Source organism: Larkinella humicola, assembly GCF_008727875.1.
Lineage (GTDB): Bacteria > Bacteroidota > Bacteroidia > Cytophagales > Spirosomataceae > Larkinella > Larkinella humicola.
The window spans coordinates 1,222,790-1,240,518 of sequence record NZ_VTWS01000001.1; the positions used below are offsets into that span (position 1 = coordinate 1,222,790).

General features: G+C 51.4%; 16 protein-coding genes. All 16 read right to left on the minus strand.

The features are described from left to right. Nucleotides 1-65: 65 nt before the first annotated feature. The 16 genes from F0P93_RS05275 to F0P93_RS05350 all read right to left on the minus strand — a co-directional run bounded on the left by F0P93_RS05275 (nt 66) and on the right by F0P93_RS05350 (nt 17,728). On the minus strand, nt 66-1,145 hold the full coding sequence (locus F0P93_RS05275) for a glycoside hydrolase family 43 protein (protein ID WP_150875225.1): 1,080 nt from the start codon (nt 1,143-1,145) through the stop codon (nt 66-68). Between the two features lie 64 nt (nt 1,146-1,209). After that, nucleotides 1,210-2,118, minus strand: a complete 909-nt coding sequence (locus F0P93_RS05280) for a helix-turn-helix domain-containing protein (protein WP_150875226.1) — start codon at nt 2,116-2,118, stop codon at nt 1,210-1,212. A gap of 16 nt (nt 2,119-2,134) precedes the next feature. After that, a complete protein-coding gene (locus tag F0P93_RS05285; RefSeq protein ID WP_150875227.1) occupies nt 2,135-2,479 on the minus strand; it encodes a hypothetical protein in 345 nt (114 codons plus the stop codon). A 136-nt stretch (nt 2,480-2,615) separates the two neighbouring features. Beyond that, entirely contained in the window at nt 2,616-3,392 is a 777-nt protein-coding gene (locus tag F0P93_RS05290; RefSeq protein ID WP_150875228.1) for an SDR family oxidoreductase, read from the minus strand. Between the two features lie 86 nt (nt 3,393-3,478). After that, nucleotides 3,479-4,117 (minus strand): hypothetical protein, encoded by a 639-nt coding sequence (locus F0P93_RS05295; protein ID WP_150875229.1) that lies wholly within the window; start codon nt 4,115-4,117, stop codon nt 3,479-3,481. 35 nt (nt 4,118-4,152) lie between these two features. Next, nucleotides 4,153-4,701 carry a DUF7010 family protein gene (locus tag F0P93_RS05300; protein ID WP_150875230.1) on the minus strand — a complete coding sequence of 183 codons (549 nt, stop codon included), beginning with the start codon at nt 4,699-4,701 and terminating at the stop codon, nt 4,153-4,155. A 296-nt stretch (nt 4,702-4,997) separates the two neighbouring features. After that, nucleotides 4,998-5,999, minus strand: a complete 1,002-nt coding sequence (locus F0P93_RS05305; RefSeq protein ID WP_191908730.1) for a serine hydrolase domain-containing protein — start codon at nt 5,997-5,999, stop codon at nt 4,998-5,000. A 59-nt stretch (nt 6,000-6,058) separates the two neighbouring features. Next, complete coding sequence (locus F0P93_RS05310) at nt 6,059-6,277, minus strand: DUF4287 domain-containing protein (RefSeq protein WP_150875232.1); 219 nt, start codon at nt 6,275-6,277, stop codon at nt 6,059-6,061. A gap of 319 nt (nt 6,278-6,596) precedes the next feature. Then, nucleotides 6,597-7,901: an amidohydrolase family protein gene (locus F0P93_RS05315; RefSeq protein ID WP_150875233.1), complete on the minus strand. Its 1,305-nt coding sequence runs from the start codon at nt 7,899-7,901 to the stop codon at nt 6,597-6,599. A gap of 138 nt (nt 7,902-8,039) precedes the next feature. Beyond that, on the minus strand, nt 8,040-11,090 hold the full coding sequence (locus F0P93_RS05320) for an amidohydrolase family protein (protein WP_150875234.1): 3,051 nt from the start codon (nt 11,088-11,090) through the stop codon (nt 8,040-8,042). Between the two features lie 535 nt (nt 11,091-11,625). Then, nucleotides 11,626-12,831 carry a hypothetical protein gene (locus F0P93_RS05325; protein WP_150875235.1) on the minus strand — a complete coding sequence of 402 codons (1,206 nt, stop codon included), beginning with the start codon at nt 12,829-12,831 and terminating at the stop codon, nt 11,626-11,628. 82 nt (nt 12,832-12,913) lie between these two features. Beyond that, entirely contained in the window at nt 12,914-13,717 is an 804-nt protein-coding gene (locus F0P93_RS05330; protein ID WP_150875236.1) for a sugar phosphate isomerase/epimerase family protein, read from the minus strand. A 132-nt stretch (nt 13,718-13,849) separates the two neighbouring features. After that, on the minus strand, nt 13,850-14,641 hold the full coding sequence (locus F0P93_RS05335; RefSeq protein ID WP_150875237.1) for a phytanoyl-CoA dioxygenase family protein: 792 nt from the start codon (nt 14,639-14,641) through the stop codon (nt 13,850-13,852). A 61-nt stretch (nt 14,642-14,702) separates the two neighbouring features. Further along, nucleotides 14,703-15,608, minus strand: a complete 906-nt coding sequence (locus tag F0P93_RS05340) for a sugar phosphate isomerase/epimerase family protein (RefSeq protein WP_150875238.1) — start codon at nt 15,606-15,608, stop codon at nt 14,703-14,705. 18 nt (nt 15,609-15,626) lie between these two features. Further along, on the minus strand, nt 15,627-16,997 hold the full coding sequence (locus tag F0P93_RS05345; protein WP_150875239.1) for a Gfo/Idh/MocA family protein: 1,371 nt from the start codon (nt 16,995-16,997) through the stop codon (nt 15,627-15,629). Then, entirely contained in the window at nt 16,994-17,728 is a 735-nt protein-coding gene (locus tag F0P93_RS05350; protein ID WP_150875240.1) for a 3-keto-disaccharide hydrolase, read from the minus strand. Before F0P93_RS05350 ends, F0P93_RS05345 begins: the two co-directional genes overlap by 4 nt. Nucleotide 17,729 lies beyond the last annotated feature (1 nt).

The window sequence follows — 17,729 nt, forward strand, 5'->3', positions numbered from 1 at the left end:
TTCCCGGAGTTCCCTCATGTATCAACAAATCCGTTTTAGGTTTCACAGGCCTTTCGCTTTTGCCCCTAGTTTTTACCGGCATACGCCTTCCGCAAGGTCTCGGCTTCCGCGGCTGTTACGAGCGAAACACAGCCATGCCGCGCTTCCGACGGAAAACTGACGTCCTCTTCCACCGTCCAGTGAATCAAATCCGGCGAGGACGAAGCCCCAAAGCGGTTTGTCATGCAATAATCGTAGAGCAACAACCAGCCGGGTTTACGGGGATCTTCCATGACGGTGGGGCCTTCGGTGATGACCGGAACGATTTGTCCTTTGTTCATCGGGCCTTCCACCACGATATAAGGCCCTTCCAGGTTCTTCGAGGTGGCCACTCGAATCGCCCTGCGCTCACCGGTTTTGGCCCCAAATTCTTCTTCTTTGTGATAAAGATAGTAGGTGCCTTGGTGTTCCAGCAAGGTGCCGTCGATCACGGAATAGGGCGGCTCAAACAGGACTTTGGCCGGGGTGAAGGTCTTCCAGTCCCGCGTCCGGCAATACCAGAGACGACTCTCTTTCCAGCCCGCATCCTGGTAAGACGACGACCAGAACAGGACATACTCCCCGGTTTTGGCGTCATAAAACCATTCGGGTGCCCAGATGTTGCGGGCCAACGCGCCGGATGCATTCCGCACGTCCTTCATCAACGGCAACGGCCCTTCCACCTGCCAGTGAATCAGGTCCTTCGAGGTGGCATATTGACAACTTGGCCCCACTTTCTCCCGGTCTTTGCCGCCCCCTCCGGTTGTCAAAACGCGCCAAATCCCGTTTGGCCCCCGCCGAACGTACGGGTCGCGCATGGGTTGCTCCCAGACCGGATTGTTGTCGTTCAACGGCGTCCAGTGCCGCCCATCGGTCGACAAGGCAATGTGCAGTTTGTTGATCAGCATCGGGTTTTCCAGCGGCACCTCCACGGTTTTTCCCTGCGCATCGATCTCAATCCGGGTCGGATACCGCTGCCGGAAGTACGTTAGCATCCAGACCTTTTGATCTTTCCTGATGTTGAGGGGTTGGTCGATCCCAAAACCGTCGGAGGTAGCTTTTTTTTCAGGTTGTGGCAACGCTCCCGACAGGGAGAGAAACAGGGTTAACCATCCGATAAATGTCATAACTGCGTTATTTTTGGCCAAAAATAAGGGATATTTCTGTCAAAGTTAGCCGGGCTTTTGTCAATCAATTAAACGAAGCCCTGAATTCCAACGGGCTTTGCTTCGTTTTTGTCTTGAATAATTTGCTGAACGACTGCGAATGTTCGAACCCCAATTCATAAGCGATTTCACTGACCGACAATTCAGTCGTGGAGAGTTTTTCTTTGGCTTTCCCGATCAGTTTTTCGTGGATGTGCTGCTGGGTCGTTAGCCCGGTTAGTTGTTTCAGCAAACTGCCTAAATATTTGCTGGAAATGTTAAGACGATCCGCAACATATTGCACGGTGGGCAACCCTTTCGAGAGTAATTCTTGCTGGTTAAAATAGTCATCCAATACGTCTTCCAATCGGGTTAAAATCCGGCTGTTGGTCATTTTACGGGTGATGAACTGACGTTCATAAAACCGCTCGGCATATGTAAACAGAAGCTCCAACTGGGCAATGATGACATCCTGGCTAAATTTATCGATCGGTGCGTTGTACTCCTGTTTAATGTTGTCGATGATTCCATTCATCAGCGTTTCTTCCCGATCGGAAAGAAACAACGCTTCGTTGGTAGCATACCCAAAATAGTCGTACTTCTTTATTTTTTTAGCCAGGGACGTATTCCATAAAAAGTCGGGATGGATAAACAGCATCCATCCCTGGAGGTTGGGTGGACGACCGTTTTCTTCACCCCGCAGAATCTGTCCGGGTGCCATAAACGCCATCAGGCCTTCGTCAAAATCGTATTTCTGCTGCCCGTACAACAGGTTGTCGCAGCCCCGCTTCAGCGATACAACATAGAAGTCAAAAATAACCGCCTGAATATCAGAATGACTTTTAAATTGAGACACATCCACCACACTGATCAGCGGATGATGCGGTTTTTCAAGTCCCGTTAAGCGATGCCCTTCTGGTATGGTTTTTATTCGGCGTGGCGTTGTCTTCAACATCGTGCAAAAGTGGTTTTTAAAATTTAAACGGATATTTCAGCCAAATCAACAGCAGGGGAATGGCCAGAAACGGAATTTCCAGCAAGGCCATTTTATAATCCCCTGCCCGCAACGCCAATGCCATGATCAGAACAATGGAAAAGGCGTTGAGCAAATTGGCCGCGAAAAAGGTCTGTGGGAACAGCAATAGCAAACCCGCTGCAATGGAAGCCACGCCAAAATAGGGTAAAACGGCTTGGGAAATACCCAGGGTTGCCATCATTTTTGCCTGTTCGGCGTTGCCGGGCTGGAAGGCGTCCCAACCGTGTTTGATACCCAGAAAAGCGGATACCAGAAGAAGAATTAGGCTGATGATTTTCATTTTATTAATTTAAACAGAGGACTTTTGCTTTTGCCCCTAAATCCCCTAAAGGGGACTTTACGCATCCGGATATTGCCGCGTCCAAGTCCCCTTTAGGGGATTTAGGGGCAAAAGCAAAAGTCCTACATAAGAAAAATTATTTCCCGTACATCGTCGAAGCGCCCATTTTCCCGGCTTGAGCGATCAAAAAGCGGGGTGCAATTCGGCTCATCACCCGCATGACTTTCGCCAGTCCCGGATAGATTTCGTCTTTATCATTTTCCATGCCTTTGAGGGCGGCATCCACAATTTTTTCGGGAGCCATCAAGGCACTGGCACTAAATCCGTCTTCATTCCTGAATTTATCATTCAAGGGTGTGGAACTTCCCGGCGCCACCAATTCGATTACCTGAATGTCCGTGTTTTTGAGTTGCACCCGTAAAGCCTGTGTATACGCCCGCAACCCCGATTTACTGCCGCTGTAAATGGGTGAAATCGGAAAAGGCGACAGCGCAATACCCGAGGTGACATTCACAATGGCCGCGTTTTTCTGTTTTTTCAGGTGGGGCAGAAATTGTTGCACCATTCGGATCGGTCCCATCAGGTTGATTTCAATTTCGCGGGTGATTTCGGTCAGTTCATGTGGCTGGTGCAGACTGATTTTCCGCATTTCACCGGCATTGTTGATGATGATATTCAGGTCGGGAAATTGCCGGGTTACCTGATTGTATAGCCTGATGATGTCGTCGGCATTGCTCACATCGCTCTGGATGGTGTGGACGGCTGGCAGTTGGTGTTTCGTTTCCTGCAATTTTTCCGCGTTCCGGCCGGTGATAATGACGGTGTTGCCCAGCGCAAGCAATCTGGCGGCAAATTCGATGCCGAAACCGCTGGTTCCGCCGGTCACTAAAATGGTGTTGTTCTGTAAGTTCATCGTTCTGATCGTTTGTTGCTGCAAAGTTCAGCAGGGATCAGAAAACCGCTGTAGCCAAAAGTCGCAATGTTGTAGCTGAAAGGGCGTTACCGGTTCGTCGTCGGTATGGTTTGCCCATCCGGTTTACGTTGAATGAAGTCTTCCTTTTTGGTAAAATACTCCATTCCTAACACCAGCAGCGTTGAACCGATGAACGATACCTTCTGCATGATGGCCAATAATCCCCAATCGCCGGAACCATACAAGTAGAGGGTATAGTAAAAAATCAACAGGCAGATGACACAGGCGAATTTTAAGACGTGAAGTTTTGACTTCAGAATAAAAACCGTACAATAAAAAAGACCCAGCAACGACAACGTACTCGATACCATCACCATCACGTCGTGCAAGGAAGTGACGATCAGGACATCAAGTGCGATGCTGGCAATCCCTACGGATTTTAAAACCGTAGCCGCATGGCGATTCGTCATCTTTTTTGACATATGGAGAAAGAAAATCCCAGACCCAACCGAGTGGAATGCCACGCCAAGAATGGCCCAGATTCGGGATGGATTGTCTGAACCGTTGATTGCTTTTGCCGCAAAGAGATTGCTGATGAAGTTTTTAGTCCAGTCAAATCCGACCGAATTTTTATCAAACAAGGAACCTCCGGGATAGAGCATGGTTGCGGTGATGATTAAAATCACCGAAATGCCAATGCAGAGTAAGACGGCATGTTTCTTCATTGGTTTGCTTCCTCGTTGTTTTCAGTTCGGCTTTTTCAAGTCGTCTTTCTTTTTTGCAAAATGAGAATTGAAATTGCATATACGATTACTATTGCCATAGGAATATAAACAAATCTTTCCGATGGAAACAGATACCAAAGAACTAAAATTGAGATTGTTCTTGTCAATGTATGAAACAGACCAATCCAATGGTCAATTATCCAACTCAAAGGTATCCACATTAAACCGGTCAAGATACCAACAGACAGCGGAAGGGATGTATAATCGAGCATGAAAAATGGTATTGCTATTGAATATACTAAAACAGATTGAGCTACAGTATAAAAAAATAGTCTATCAAAAGTATTTGTAGGTTTGGTTTTGTCAAGATAATCTTCACCTGTAAATTTTGAAATACCCATCGCTAAATAAACTATCGAGCCAGTTGCAATAAATAAAACCCACACAGTTATCAGGTCAGGGAAAAAAAGTCCTGAAACAGCTACTGTCAACCAAGCAATTAAGCCCGCAATTGGAGAGGCTAAAAGTTTCTTTTGTTTAAATTCTTCTTTTTGTTGTTCAAGAGATCTTTTATTATCTGTCATAGTGTGCAGGATTGATTTCGTAAGATCGTTTTGTTTTAAGCTAACCGCCAACGGTTTGGAGGTTGCCGATGGCGCGAATTTTTAGTACTAAAGTTCAATCGAATTTGGTTTGTTTGTAGATTACCTTATTAATCACAAATAACTAAATATTAAAAACCTATTCACAGATCAATAAATACTTCTTCAGCTTTAATTTCTTGGTCAGTAACATCCATAGGAAGTAAGAATACTAGCGGGCAAATACTCTTTGTTCTTATATCCCCTCACTTGCGCAAAACCGTTTGCCGGTAGCCGAGCTATTTCTTAGCAAAATAGGGTAAAATGTATTTGATCAGGATATCAAAAGGCAGTTTTGATTTGGCAGAATTGTAGCTATTGCCCGTAAAGGTTACCACCAAATCCAGATCTCTGATCACCATAATATACTGCCCGCCATTCCCGGAAGCAAAAACAACCGTGTGCTTCCATTGATCCGTCTTTATTTCTTCCGTATACCAGGCATACCCATAATAAGTAGGTTGCGGAATAGCGGTTTTATTTCTGGAAATCCGCACGTTTGAAAAGTCTTCAATTTTTATACGACTTTCTGTCATGGTTTTAACCCATTCGCCGGAAACAATCCTTCGGTTGTTATAAACGCCGTCATTTAAAACCACCTGCCCAATTTTGTTCATATCGCCCGGAGAAATGTAAAAAGAACCCGCCGTCGTTTCGTGACCAAGCGGATCTTTTGTCCACCGGTACTGGGTAATTCCCAACGGTTTGAAGAGATACTGATCGGCAAACTCCGAAACCGACCTATGGGAAGCATGCGCAAGGATGCCGCCCAATAGCATGGCATTGATCGACGTATAATCCCAATGTGTTCCCGGTTTATTTTTTAAGGGCAGGTCCAGGCAAAACCTGATCCAATCCTGCGTATTTTCCATGTCGTCTTCACAATCCTTGCTTCCATCCCATTCTTCGCAGTCAAAACCGGATTTCATTTCCAGCAAATGTTCAATGGTCATGCTGTCTTTTAAACTAGCCCAGTTTCCGTAGGGCTTATACTTCGGAAAAAAAGAATATACGTTTTGATGTACATTTTTAATGAACCCTTTGTCGATCGCAATGCCCATCAAGAGCGCCGTCACGGACTTCAAAGCAGAACGCGTATCGTGCAGATCACCCTTCCGTAACCCATGAAGATAGGTTTCAAAAACAAGCTTGCCACCTTTGGTTATGGTAACGCCTTCCAGGTTGGGATAGGTGCCATTGTTCGCTGCAATCGTAATGCTATCCAGGAGGTTGGCAGGCATTTTCTGTGCAGTTCCGGAAGCGCAAAAGAATAGGAATACAACCAGCGTTGCGAACCGCTTCATTCCGTTTTTCCTTTGAAGGTCGCATAAATGGCCATGGCGTGGCCGTGTCCCAATGCAAAATCCTCTTTCAGCCAGTTTGTTATTTCTGTCGCTTTTACTTTTGGATTAAGTTTTCCATCAATGATAAATTCTTTTTCTTCCGCTAATTTTTTAAAGTCCGCCGGTGTTTTTCCGGTCTTGGCTTTGATGTTGTCTATGTAGGCTTGAAAAGACATACTGATTTGCGTTTTTTTAGAGTTTACTTTAAGACTTACGTCTGATAATTCTATCAAACTTTCGCTTTTGCCCCTAAATCCCCTAAAGGGGACTTGGACGCGGCTTAATCCGGATCCTATAAGTCCCCTTTAGGGGATTTAGGGGCAAAAGCGAAAGTCCTATACTTTAAGATAGTAAATGGTTGAAACGGCTAATATGACAAAACAATCAATGGGATTGCTGACTTCCATCGGCCATGCTGCACGCGAACCTGCCTTTAATAAAAAGGGAGCCCAACCTCCTGACGGTTGAACTCCCCAATTCTACAAAAAATTCCAGTTATTTCCCTAAATCCGGCTGTCCATACTTCTCGCGGTACATGTGGTACAACCGCTTGTGTTTATCATCCAGATTGATGTGACGGCCCTGGATATACGCGTGTTCGATGACGTTGGTGCGCATGTCGAGCAAATCACCTTTCGAGACAACCAGCGTCGCGTGTTTGCCTTTTTCGAGCGTGCCCACCACGTTGTCGATGCCCATGATTTTGGCGGTCGTGGAGGTGATCATTTTCAGCGCGTCCTCTTTGTCGATGCCCCCGAAACCGGCGGCTGTTCCGGCCTGAAACGGCAGGTTTCGCGTCCGCCAGTAGGCTCCGTCGTAGCTCAAACTCACCGCAATACCGGCTTTCTGGAGCATTCCCGGCAGTTTATACGGCAAATACACGTCTTCGTCCTGGAGGTTGGGCAGGCGGTGCATCGGCCCCAGAATCACGGCGACGTTGTTCTCTTTCAGAAAATCGATCACCCGACCGGCGTCTTCTCCGCCCACAATCACCGGTTTCCGAATGCCCATCTGCTTCGCAAATTTGATGGCTTCGATGATGTCCTTGCCGTAATCGGCGCGGATGTACAGGTTTTTCGTGCCGTCGAACAGGCCCTTCATCGACTCAAATTTGAGGTTTTTCGGAGCCGGATTTTTCAGGGCGGCATAGGCCACCGCATCGGAAAACGTCGCTTTCAGGGCGTTGATGCTTTCCTGCCGCTGTTCGCTCTTTTTTAAACTGACCGAAAAATCCTCAAAATCGAAGCTGCGGGCGAAATACCCCGGCCAAGTTAGCCAGATGCCGTCGTCGGCTTTCAGCACGGCATCTTCCCAGTTCCAGGCGTCTGACTGCACCACGGACGAGCTCCCCGAAATGACCCCGCCCATCGGCATCACCTGCGTTAGCAGCAGGCCGTTGTTCCGGATGGTCGGAATCACCTCCGAATCGGTGTTGTAGGCAATCAAAGACCGGATGTTCGGGTTGATGTAACCGGTTTCCTGAAAATCGACCGTGGCCCGAACCGCGCTGATTTCCTGCAACCCCACCGTCGAAGCGGGCGAAATGATGCTCGGATAGACGTGTTTTCCGGCCACATTGATCACTTCCGCACCGTTGGTGGGCGTGTTGCCGTCGCCGACGGCGGTGATGATTCCTTTATCGAAAAGAATCACCCCGTTATTGATTACCTGCCCGTTGCCAACGTGAATCGTCGCGCCCGTCAGGGCAATGGCCCGCGTCTGTGGCCCCGCCGGAGCCGGATTCTGGGCAAAACCGCTGAGCGATGCCAGCAGGAGTATGGAGAGTGTTAATTTTTTCATGATTTTATAGTTTGCATTTTGCCCCATTCCCCTGCATTTGCCCCTAAATCCCCTAAAGGGGACTTTACGCGTCCGGAAGATGCTGCGTCCAAGTCCCCTTTAGGGGATTTAGGGGCAAATGCAGGGGTTCTGGGACAGTTATTTTTCTGCTTCCCGTTCCTCCCCTTCCGCCATGACGCCTTCCACGTCTTCGCAGTGCCACATCCGCTGACGGCGGAAGGTGGGCCGTTGGGTCGAGGCACCACCGGTTTTAGCCGATAACATCTTCTGAATCAGCCGGGCGCGTTCTTTTTGCAGGTCATCGCGCTTGCGGTCTTCGTCCTGCAGGTCGAAATAAACCGTGCCATCGATGATGGTTTTTTCGGGCCGGGCATAAATCGCCAGCGGATTGTTGTTCCAGAGCACCAGGTCGGCGTCTTTACCGGCCCGGATGCTGCCCAGCTTGCTGTCGAGGTGCAGGAGTTTCGCCGGATTGAGGGTCACCATTTTCCAGGCATCTTCCTCCGACATCGCGCCGTATTCAACCGCTTTGGCGGCTTCCTGATTCAGTCGGCGCGCCATTTCGGCATCATCCGAGTTGATCGAAACCAGCACACCCGCCCGTGCCATCAGGGCGGCATTGTACGGAATGGCGTCTTTCACCTCCATTTTGTAGGCCCACCAGTCGGAAAACGTCGAGCCGCCGACACCGTGTTTCGCCATCTTGTCGGCCACTTTGTAGCCTTCCAGAATGTGTGTAAACGTGTTGACTTTGAAGCCCAGCGAATCCGCCACTTTCATCAGCATGTTGATTTCGGATTGCACGTAGCTGTGGCAGGTGATAAACCGCTTCTTGTTCAGGATTTCGGCCAGCGCATCCAGTTCCACATCCCGGCGGGGCGGCACGGCTTTGGCTTTCTCCTTGGCGTTCATCGAGTTATACGCTTTCCAGGCGCTGTCATACTCGCGGGCGCGGGTGAAATGATCGAAGTAGACCTGCTCCACCCCCATCCGGGTTTGCGGAAACCGAATCCGGACACCATCGCCCCAGTTGGCCTGTTTGACGTTTTCGCCGAGGGCAAATTTGATAAAACCGTCGGCTCCTTTCACGAGCATTTCCTGCGGAGCTTCGCCCCATTTCAGTTTCACAATCGCCGACTGCCCGCCGATGGAGTTGGCCGAACCGTGGAGCAGTTGCGAGGTCGTGACGCCCCCGGCCAGTTGGCGGTAAATGTTGATGTCTTCCGAGTTGATGACGTCGCTCATCCGCACCTCCGCCGAACTCGTCTGTCCGCCTTCGTTGATGGAATAGAGCGCGATGTGCGAGTGTTCGTCGATGATGCCGTTGGTCAGGTGTTTGCCCGTTCCGTCGATCACCTGCGCACCCGCCGGTGCTGCCAGACTTTTGCCCACCTGCGCAATTTTTCCGTTCTGCACCAGCACATCCGCATTGGGCATCACGCCGTCTTTCTCGTTGGTCCATACCGTCGCATTCCGGATCAGCAGGGTCTGCGCTTTGGGTTTTTCGAGGTTCCCCATACCAATAAATGGATACAGCAACTTCCCGAACTGCGGGGCGGTTTTCTTCGCGGTATCCGCTTTAGCAATGGCCGTTGAAGAGAACGGTTGCGCCAAAACCGCCGTCCATTTTACAAGCTTGCCATCCGGCATTTCGCCTTCGCCTTTCAGCGTCGTACCGTCGCGGTAGCCGGTTAAGCGGGTGGTTCCCGGTTGTTTCTTATCAAGTTGAAGTTGCAACGAAATCAGGTCGTTCGTCAGGGCCACTTTCGGCGTCAGTTTCACAGTATCGGCCATCACGGCATAGTCCGGTTTTCCCGGTTTTCCGGTAATGTTCAGCTTCAGGTTGCTGCGGTCGCCGATGGTCAGGTTGTAGGTTCCGCGCAAATCAGCCGCATTTTTATCCGTATACACATACTGCTTTCCCCGAATCCAGTTTTCCAGAACCACATTATCGGCGCTGAACAGGTTGTCGGACGTGATGATGAAGTTCGCCAGCAAACCCGGTTTCAGGCTACCGACTTCATTGTCTATTTTCAGGAGTTGGGCGGGCGTCGTCGTCAGTGCCGCCAGTGCCTGTTGCTCGGTGAGGCCGTAGTCGATGGCTTTGCGGAGGTTCGCCCAGAAGTCGGTTTTGTTCTTGAGGTTGGCCGTCGTCAGCGCAAACGGCACCCCGGCTTTCGCCAGCATCGCCGGATTGGCCGGGGCCATTTCCCAGTGTTTCAGTTCGGCCAGCGTCACGTTATCGGCATCCCAGACGTCCTCTACGTCGTAGGCTTGCGGAAAGTTCAGCGGAACAATCAGCGAGGCTCCCGTGGCTTTCACTTCTTCAATTCGCTGGTATTCGTCCCCGGCACTTTTGATAATATACTGAATTCCAAATTCTTCACCGATCTTATCAGCCCGCAGAACACCCAGTTTGTCGGGTACTTCAAAAACAGAGGGGACGGTTTGCAACTGGTTGAAGGCGTCGAGTGACAGGTTGGACTCGGTCGTTTTCCCGGCTTTCTTGTACCAGTCGGCGTCGTAATACGTTTGTCGCAACAGCGCCACCGCACCCATCGGCGAGTTCGGGTAGGTTTGGGTCGAGGTGCCTTTGCTAAATGAATAATGGCCCGAAACCCGGTCGCGGATCACGACGTTGTTTTCCCGGTCATCGGCGAGCGTTACCAGCACCGAATTACCCCGGGCAATGCCGTCGTGCGGGTGCGTTACCACCGCCCCGAAGCCCAGTTTCCGAAGTTCATTGGCCTGAGCGACATTAGCTTTGAAAATTGTTCCGGCGTCGGTTTCGGGCTGAATGGCCTGGTTCCAGTTGAAAGCTCCTTTTTTGTTGGAGTCGTATTGCGGCACACCCCGGCCACCGGCTGGCGGAGTTCGCCGGAGTTCGGGCATCCCGTAGTCCGAGTCGATGTCGACCAGGGCCGGATAAATGCGTTTCCCTTTCAAATCGGCCACCACGGTTCCCGCCGGAATGCTGACGGTTTTTCCAACGGCTTCGATGCGCCCGTTGCGGATGAGTAAGGTGGCCCCTTCAAGGGTGGTTTTTGAATCGACAATCAGGGTAGCGTTGGTGAAGGCATAAAGCCCCGGTCGTTCGTCGTAGACGCCATTCCGGGGAAAGGTAACCTGCGACCAGCCGATCTGGGCAAGGCCCCAGGTCAGTATACCAGTCAGGAAAATTTTCCTCATGAGGGGAATTAGTTAGGTGATGAGAAAGGAAGTCAATGTTACAAATCTACGAAAGGAGTAACGTCATCGACCTATCAAATCAAACTAAATCCCCGCAATTTCCTTCCAGAATCAACTTTTTTACTCAGAAAACAAACGACTTATGATGAAAACAGGAAGCTTTAGGGACAAAACCGGATTCAGAAAACCACCTTTAAAAAAAACGAAGAAAAGCAATACCCTGATGATCATCTAATGTGTTTACAAATCGCCCCTAAATCCCCTAATTGATTGAAACAAAATACCCGCCGAAATGAATGTTTATCAGCCCACTGCTTTAGCTGTGGGTAAATTGAAACGAAACCGAATCATTCCGAAACCGTTTTAACGGTTTACCGGACGATGAAACCGTTAAAACGGTTCTGGTAGTGGGGGGGTACTTGTCGCTTTACCCACAGCTAAAGCAGTGGGCTATAAGCCGAAATAGCAATTCGGTGGTTTTTATGTTTCAATCAATTAGGGGATTTAGGGGCGATTTGCGAAGGTTACTTATCCCTCAGCTTTTTTCTTTTTTCCTACCAATCACCGGGCACCGTTTAAACGGTTTGGTTCGATCGAACAGGTAGCGATACGTCACATGGGTTTTGACAATGGTCGAGCCGAGCTGGCTGACAAACCGCACCATGATGGGGTTGAAATCGCCTACCCAGTTCATTTCCAGCTCAGTATATTGAAAGGCCGGATTGTGATCGGCTTCGTGGGGCATGCGGAGGGCGATGGCCGCTTCGAGTCCTTTGCCCTGGTGGGCGGGCGCAACGCCAAAAACGACCCCGAACGCTTTCCGGTTGGTTTTCCGGATCATGTGCCACAAAAACTTCAGCTTGCCGATCAGATCGAGCTTGCCGTTGACGTGCTTGAACACCTGGTTGAGTTCGGGCAGGCAAACGAAAAAGGCGACGGGTTCATCGCCGTAGTAAGCAAAGTAAATGATGTTCTCGTCGATGACCGGTTTCAGTTTCTGCATCAGCATTTGGGCCTGAGCCGCCGTCATTTCCTTGACGCCACTGTGGCCACCCCAGGCCGCGTTGTAGATGTGCCGGAATTGCTCAGCCGCTGCGGGCAGTTGCTGCTTGTCAATCGTTCGAAAGCTGTAGTCGGGGTTTTCGTAAATACGCCGGGCGCGGTCTTTCACGGCCTGCGACATCCCGGTCAGCTTGGACCAGGTAGTGGGAATCCCGAACGTAAACTGTTTGAAGTAATCCTGAAAACCGTACTCCTCGAAGAAAGCAATGTAATACGGTTTGGTGTAAGGCATGCAGTAATTCGGCTCCCGGTCGAAGCCATCGACCAGCAAACCCCACCAGCGGTCGCGGTCGCCGAAGTTGATGGGGCCGTCCATCGCTTCCATCCCCCGGTTTTGGAGCCAGGTCCGGGCCGTGTCGAAGAGCAAAAACGCGGCCGCCCGGTTGTCGATGCACTCGAAGAAACCCAGTCCGCCCGTTGGTTGGTCATTATCAAGATTCGCAATGTCCCGGTCTACGAATGCCGCGACCCGCCCGATGGTTTCCTGCTGGTCGTTCAGCAACACATACCGGACACATTCGCCGTTTTCGAACCGCTTGTTGCGGGCCGGATCAAAAACTTCCTCGACATCCGTGTCCAGCGGCCGGATCCACTTGGGGTCGTTGCGGTATAAGCGCACCGGAAACCGGATAAACTCCTTCTGGTATGTTGCGTTTTGGCCAACCTCAATTACCTGCATTCAGACGTCGCATAATGGGCTGCAAAGGTAGGTATAAAACGGAGAAATGCCACCGACCGATCAATGTGATTGGCATCGCTTTTCAATACCGCTCTTTCAACAAATTCATCATGAACACATTGACTTCCCACTGATTCACGACCGGCATTTGGGTATACGGCAGCGTGGGCAAATATGGCGCGGGGCCAAACTCGGTGGTGACGGTCAGGACGGTTTGGTTTTCGCGGTGTATGCCCACAACCTGATCCCACCAGTTCAGGTGTGCCTGCAACGCATCGGCCCATTCCGGGGCGCGGGGGTCGTTGACCTGCGGCCCTTCGGGATGCCCCACCCGGCTGTGAATGTGGTCAGTATGCCGAATGGCGAGTTTAACGGCGTCCTCCTGGTTTTCGAGCAGCGATTCGTGGACGTTGCACCAGTGGGAAATGTCGAGGGCAAGCCGGATGTCAGGGAGTTTTTGCAGGTAATCCCGGGCAATGTGAGCCGCAAACAGGGCTTTTCCCCGGTGGGTTTCGTGCGTGATCCGAACACCGGTTTCCGCCGTAATCCGGTCGGCGAGTTCAAAGAGCCGACGGTTCTGTTCGAAGGCAAAAAAGTCTTTCCCCGTCTGGCAATTGATGAATACCGGCCGGGCGTCGATCAGGTGGCGCAGGTACTTTTCGTAATTGGCCGCGTGCGTGTCCAGATCGGATTCCAACGATTGCCAGTATTGCCCGATCAAGGCCAAACCGTGTTTCGCCAGACTATCGAGAATGGCGTTTTTCTCGCCGGTTTCGAATGGCAGCGCCATTTCGACACCGGCGTATCCCGCGGCTTTCACGTTCCGGCAAAACTGATCGAAGGGCAGTGTATTTCCCCAGGCAGGGGCAAAAAATTGGAGGGTCATTTTTTTAGACAAGAGACGTTAGAGTAGCCACTTTCGCCCCTAAATCCCCTGAAGGGGACTTGGACGCAGCTTAATCTGGATGCTGAAAGTCCCCTTCAGGGGATTTAGGGGCGAAAGCGATGAAATAATTACCTATCTTTTCACCAAAAAATCCGCCGTTTCCGAAATACCGGCTTCGGTTTCGGCCAGCAGATCGCCGTCGAAAGACTCGATGGGTATGTAGCTGCTTTCGTGAACGTCCTTATACGGTTTGTTACTCGCGAGGTTATACGCCGTGATGATCGACCAGCGGGGTTTGTCGGACAAGTTGGCCGCTGACGCGTGCAGCGTGTTGCAGTGAAAAAACGCCGTGTCGCCGGGCTCCATTTCCAGGTATTCCAGCGGCATGATTTTCAACGCTTCGTTCACTTTTTCCATGTCTGCGCCTACCTGCTCACCGGAAAAACCGTGTTCGACCCGGCCCATTTTGTGCGAGCCTTTGATCATCTGCAAGCAGCCGTTTTCCTTCGTCGCGGGTGTCAGTGCCGTCAGCACGGAGAGCATGTCGGGAAACAGAAATCCGTTGTTTTTATACCAGTAACCATAATCCTGGTGCCACTCCCACGCCCCGCCGGTTCGCGGTTCTTTCTGCATCAGTTTGGAGTGGTAATGGGCCGCCCGCCCGCCCAGAATCTGCTCCACGCCTTCCACAATCCGTGCCGACCGGGCAAACTTGCTGTATAAACTCTCATCGAGCGCATACCACAACGCCAGTTTGGTTTTCATGCCCGAGGCATCGACGCGGTCGTAGGTCTTGGTACTCAACACCGTATCGCCCACGGCCAGGCTGTAAAGCCGTTCCACTTCGGCTTCGGTAAACAGATTTCGTACGACCACGTAGCCGTCGCGCTGGTAAGTCTGGAGGTGTTCGCTGGTAAAAGGCATGGTTGTATGGGTGATGATAGAGATGAGAAAAGAGAGAAAAGACTAAAAATCGGAGACGGTTTCAGCGCCGGGCCATACGGGATTGAAACTGCTGCCAGGCCGCCATCGTATTCCGCAGGTTGGTGGGTTTGTCGCCTTTCATGGCGTAACACTGCACACCGATCGGTCCGCGAAAACCCAGTTCCTGAACCGCATACCGAACCAGTTCGTAGGTATCGAAACTACCCGTTCCCAGCGGCAGAATGTACTGATTCCAGACGCCCGTTGGGCCGTTGTCCATGCCGGCGGCATCCACATCGTTTGCTCCGCTGATGGTGATCATTTTCAGGTGCGGTTTCAGGGTCGTCAGCAAGCCTTTCCAGTCGCTCCGACTGGCTTTGGGCGTCGTGGCCAGCCAGTGGCAGAGGTTGAACGTCAGCCCGACGTTGGGCCGGTCGATCTGCTGAACCAGCCGCAGTGCGTGGTCGATTTTTTCGACATAAAAGCTGACGTGCGGATAAACCGCCACCTGCAAGTTGGCCGCTTTGGCCCACTCACCCATCTGCCGCAGTTGACTGACCACGATGGAGTCTGCGGTAGCGGATGGCGACGTAAACCGCTTGCTGTCACTGACAATAAACGGGGCCAGAATTGTTTTGGAGCCTTTCAACGCCCGGATATACGGTTCGATGCGCGGGTCCAGCGTCGGCGAATCGAGGTTGATTTTGATGTAGAAATACGAGCCGGTAAAGTGGTGTTTGTCCAGCGCGGCTTTCATGCCTTCGAATGAATCCAGGAGGTTGATTTCGACGCCGTCGTAGCCCAGACTCTTGATGAAAGCCACCTGCTGATCGAAGGTTTTATAGGTTGAATCGCCCCGGATGGCGTTGTGCAACACAAAGAAAGAATTCTGAATTTTCGAACCCTTCTGCGCCAGCACAAAACCGCTCAGCAATACCGCAGCGAAAAAAAACGCCAGTTTTTTCATAAGTTCCTTCTGATGAGTTTACATCGCCCACTCTTTCCGCGCCAGCGGAGCCGCCAGTAGCGCATTGGCGGCATTGTTTCCGACAAACAACTCCTTCTCCGGATTCCAGGTCAGTTTTTCGCCGATCTGACAGGCAATCAGGCCAATTTGCGAAATCGAAATCGTGCGGTGACCCACTTCAATCGGTTCCAGGGTTTTGCGACCGGTTTTGACGGCATCCACAAAATCCACCTTGTCCCAGAGCGTTTTCGACAAATCCAGTTCACTCCCGGTCGGCTTCGATGTTAGTAAAGCGGGATTGCTGCTGCTGATGACACCGGGATAATTATCGACCAGAATCCAGCCTTCTGACCCGATGTATTTGATGGACGGTTTGCTCGTCGGGCTTTGCACACAGGTCATTTCAACGCCGTTGGCATAGCGGTACGTCACGGTGAAGTTGATCATCGAATTCCAGAGGCTCTTCGGAAATTCGCCCTTCCCCTCCACTTCCACCGGCCCCGAATATTCGCTGTTGTTGGCCCATTGCGCCACATCGAAATAATGCGCCCCCCAGTTGGCAATCATTCCCTGTGCGTAAGTATCGACGCGCATCCAGTTCGGTCGTTTCTGAAGATCGAAGGGTGTGTGTACCCGCATGTCGGTGTACGGCACGAAGGGCATCGGTCCCAGCCACAATTCATAATCCAGTTCTTTCGGGACGGGCATATCGGCCTGCGCCGGAACGGGGTCGGGGTCCGACGGAAACGAGATTTCGATTTTCCGGAGCTTGCCGATGCGCCCGTTCCGAACCAGTTCAACCGCCTGATTCTGGGGGCGAACCGACCGAAATTCGCTATCAGTACGGTTCACGACACCGTATTTTTTCAACGCATCGACCAGCGATCGGCCCTGATGCACACTCATGCTGAGCGGTTTTTCGCAACTGATGTGTTTTTTGGCTTTGGCCGCCAGAATCCCCATCGGCACGTGCCAGTAGTCGGGCGTCGAAATCATCACCGCGTCGATGTCCTTACGGGCAATGATCTCCCGAAAATCACGGTGGGTCGAACAGCCTTTGTAGGTCCCGCTGGCGGTTTTTTGGGCGTAATGGCTTTCAATGGCCGTTTTGGCTTTGCCCATCCGCCAGCTATCCACGTCACAAACCGCCACCACCTGCGCGTCGGCCACATCGAGCAGGCCCGGAATCCGCGCCCCGATGGTTTTGAGATCGGAACCCTGGAGGTTCTGTCCGTAGCCCTGGCGACCGGTTCCGATCAGGCCTACCGCAATGCGGTTGGAAGGGGCGTTTTTGCCAAACACCGAAGCCGGTACGATGGTTGGAATACCCACCGCTGACACGGCACTGGCCGCAACGGCACTATTTTTCAGAAAATGACGTCGGTTCATGGCAAGGGTTTGATTTTGATGGTCCGAAACGCGACACTGTGGCCGTGATCCTGGAGCAGAATGTGGCCTTCCGGAATGTCGGCGAAACCCGCATAGCTGTTAAATTTGCTATCGGTCACCCCCTGCCGGAACGCATCGGAGGTTCGGTTGGTGGTCAGGACTTTCACACCATCGAGCCAGTGTTCGATCTGATTGGAGTTGACGACAATGCGCGACCGGTGCCAGACATCCATTTTCACGTCCGGTTTGGTCGCGGCCACCACATCGTAGATGGATGCGGTTTTCAAATCCTGGGGCAGCTTTTTACCGTTATAAATATAGTCGGCATCGTCGATAAGCTGGTATTCGTACCCCGCCTGTGAGCCAATGGCGGGCTTGGGCAGTCGTTCCTCGATGAAATACTTCACCCCGCTGTTGCCGCCTTTGCCCAGTTTCCACTCGAACACCAGCTCGAAATGGCGGTATTTTTTCAGGGTGACAATGTCTCCGGCGTCGCCGGATTCGGCACCATCCTGGAGTTCCCCGCGCAGCTCACCGTCTTTCACAACCCAGCCTTTGGCAGGAAACCGGTCGGCGTAAGCCCCCCGCCAGCCGGTGGTGGTTTTGCCGTCGAAGAGCAATTGCCAACCGGCTTTCTTCTCGGCCGGGCTGAGGGTATTGGCTGGTTGTGCGAGGGCCAGCGATGACAGGCTGATACCAACCGTAATGAGTTTTAGGGCGATTCCATTCATA